Annotated in this window: 3 protein-coding genes; 2 read left to right on the top strand and 1 reads right to left on the bottom strand. The window is 71.4% G+C overall.

The features are described from left to right. A partial coding sequence (locus tag ABZV34_RS38745; protein WP_356287785.1) for an Rrf2 family transcriptional regulator occupies nt 1-394 on the bottom strand: 394 nt, incomplete at its 3' end. 165 nt (nt 395-559) lie between these two features. Here ABZV34_RS38745 and ABZV34_RS38740 point away from each other — a divergent pair. Together ABZV34_RS38740 and ABZV34_RS38735 are read left to right on the top strand one after the other, a co-directional pair. Further along, nucleotides 560-1,291 (top strand): NAD(P)H-binding protein, encoded by a 732-nt coding sequence (locus ABZV34_RS38740; protein WP_356287782.1) that lies wholly within the window; start codon nt 560-562, stop codon nt 1,289-1,291. Nucleotides 1,292-1,404: 113 nt separating this feature from the next. Beyond that, on the top strand, nt 1,405-2,145 hold the full coding sequence (locus tag ABZV34_RS38735; RefSeq protein ID WP_356287779.1) for a class I SAM-dependent methyltransferase: 741 nt from the start codon (nt 1,405-1,407) through the stop codon (nt 2,143-2,145). The last annotated feature ends 29 nt before the right edge of the window (nt 2,146-2,174 follow it).

Genomic DNA, 2,174 nt, shown 5'->3' with positions numbered 1-2,174 from the left:
CGGCCACGGAGACGGAGCGCAGGGCGTCGCGCCAGGCGGTCTCGGCGCCGGCCATGGCGCGGCTGACGGCGCAGGGGGCCGGGCAGGACTCCGGCGGGGCGGCCAGCGGGCCGCGCTGACGGATCTCGGTACAGACGAAGGCCGGGCCGGGACCGTCGACGGCCTCGACGACGTCGAGCACCGTGATCCGTGCCGGGGAGCGGGTGAGGACGTAGCCGCCCGCCTTGCCCTGGACCGACCGGACGAGGTCGGCGCGGGAGAGGGCCTGGAGCTGTTTGGCCAGGTAGCTGGGCGAGACGTCGTGCAGTTGTGCCAGCCGTGCCGCCGGTACCGGTTCCTCCACCGAGGTCAGCACGACACAGCAGTGCAGCGCCCACTCGACCCCACCAGACATCTTCACGGCCTCACTCTAATCCACCCCCCCCTTGACTCGGATATCAAGCATCCGAGTAATGTCTCGGACATCGAATGTCCGAGTAAGAGGCAGGGGGCGCGAGTGCGCGCACGCCTCTTTGGCTATATAGCGGACATAAGCCATCAAAGAAGGGCAAGGTGTGTCATGAAGATCGCGGTCATCGGCGGAACCGGACTCATCGGATCGCAGGTCGTACGGGACCTGAACGCGGCCGGGCACGAGGCGGTCCCGCACTCGCTGTCCACCGGGGTCGACATCCTCACCGGCAAGGGCCTGGACGCGGCACTGGAGGGCGCCGACGTGGTCGTCAACCTGACCAACTCCCCGACCTTCGACGACGCCTCCCTCGCGTTCTTCCGGACCTCGATGGACAACCTCCTGGCCGCGGCCGAACGGGCGGGCACCGGGCACTTCGTCATCCTGTCCATCGTCGGCGTCGACCAGATCCCCGAGCTCGACTACTACCGCGCCAAGACCCTCCAGGAAGACCTCCTCAAGGCCGGTCCCATCCCCTACTCCATCGTCCGCGCCACCCAGTTCATGGAGTTCATGGACGCCACCCTGTCCTGGACCGCCGACGACGACACCGTCCGCCTGCCCCGCACCCCCCTCCAGCCCGTCGCGGCGGCCGACGTCGCGGCCACCGTCGCCGAAGTGGCCGTCGGATCCCCCCTCGACGGCACCCTCGACCTCGGCGGACCCGACACCTACCCGCTGGACGAGATCGGCCGCATCACCCTCGCCGCCAAGGGCGACAAGCGCTCGGTCACCGTCGACGACACCGCCGGCATGTTCGCCGTCCCCCAGGGCGACGTCCTCACCACCAAGGAGGGCGCCCGCATCGCCCCCACCCGCTACACCGACTGGCTGAAGTAGCCCCCTCGGGCTCGGGCCCCTGTCGGGGCCTGCTCGCGCGGGCCGTCCCGAAGGCCCCCGTCCACGGGGAAAACGGCGCGCGCCGGCCGGCCCGCGGGCGGTACGGTCCCGAAATGCTCGACGAGGACGGCTACTTCGGAGAATCGATCGCGGCCGGCTACGACGACTCGGCGGCGGACATGTTCCGGCCCGGCGCGGTCGATCCGGCCGTCGACCTGCTGGCCGGCCTCGCCGGCGGCGGCCGGGCACTCGAGTTCGGCGTCGGCACCGGCCGGATCGCGCTGCCGCTGGCCCGCCGCGGGGTCCCGGTGCACGGGATCGACATGTCCCGGGCCATGGTCGCCCGGCTGCGCGCGAAGCCGGGCGGCGACGCCGTCGGGGTGACGATCGGCGACTTCGCGACGTCGAGGGTGCCGGGTACGTTCGCGGTGGCGTACCTCGTCTTCAACACGATCAACAACCTGACGACGCAGGACGCCCAGGTGGCCTGCTTCCGCAACGCGGCCGCCCATCTGGACCCCGGCGGCCGCTTCGTCGTCGAGGTGGGCGTGCCGGACCTTCGCCGGCTGCCGCCGGGACAGAACGCCGTGCCGTTCCACATCAGTTCGACACGCTGGGCGTTCGACACCTTCGACGTCGCCACCCAGGCGATGAGTTCGCACTACGTCACGATCGCCGACGGGCGCGCGGAGCACTGGTCCCTCCCCTTCCGGTACGTGTGGCCGGCCGAACTGGACCTCATGGCGCAACTCGCCGGGCTGCGGCTGCGCGACCGGTGGGAGGGATGGACACGGGCCCCGTTCACCGGCGAGAGCACCCGGCACGTCTCGCTCTGGGAGAAACCCGCCGGCTGACCCCGGCCGGGCCCCGCCGCGGGCGGCGC

This window comes from Streptomyces sp. NPDC005195, from assembly GCF_040608315.1.
GTDB classification, from domain to species: domain Bacteria; phylum Actinomycetota; class Actinomycetes; order Streptomycetales; family Streptomycetaceae; genus Streptomyces; species Streptomyces kaempferi.
Note: the sequence above shows the minus strand (reverse complement) of the source record. Positions and strands in the feature narration are given on the sequence as shown.